This is a genomic window from Faecalibacterium sp. DFI.5.82, from assembly GCF_029076575.1.
Classification (GTDB): Bacteria; Bacillota; Clostridia; order Oscillospirales; family Ruminococcaceae; genus Faecalibacterium; species Faecalibacterium duncaniae.
Genome location: NZ_JARFIS010000698.1, coordinates 1 through 303, shown reverse-complemented (window position 1 = coordinate 303; position 303 = coordinate 1). Strand labels below are relative to the sequence as shown.

Here is a 303-nt window from a genome sequence, read left to right as displayed (position 1 = left end):
AATGCAATGCGGTCGCAGTGCTTGCGGACTATCTCTGCAACATTGTTGTTGGGGTTTGCGTTCAGGCTGCCGGAGCACAGGGTCAGGCAGTAGTACTCATCGTCCACCATGCTCAGGAAGCGGTCGATGCTCTCAGCATCCACCAGCAGGCGGGGCAGGCCGAAGATATCCCTAGGGGGATCGTCCATGTGGATAGCCATCTTGATGTCGCACTCGCGGCAGGTGGGCATCAGAGCTTCCAGGAAGTACTTCTGGTTCTCCCACAGCTTTTCCTTGGTGACAGGAGCAGAGGCCGGGAACAGC

Annotated in this window: 1 protein-coding gene; it reads right to left on the bottom strand. The window is 57.8% G+C overall.

All coding sequences use genetic code 11. The features are described 5' to 3' along the window. A partial coding sequence (locus P0G09_RS18500) for a mannonate dehydratase (RefSeq protein ID WP_275253404.1) occupies positions 1-303 on the bottom strand: 303 nt, incomplete at both ends.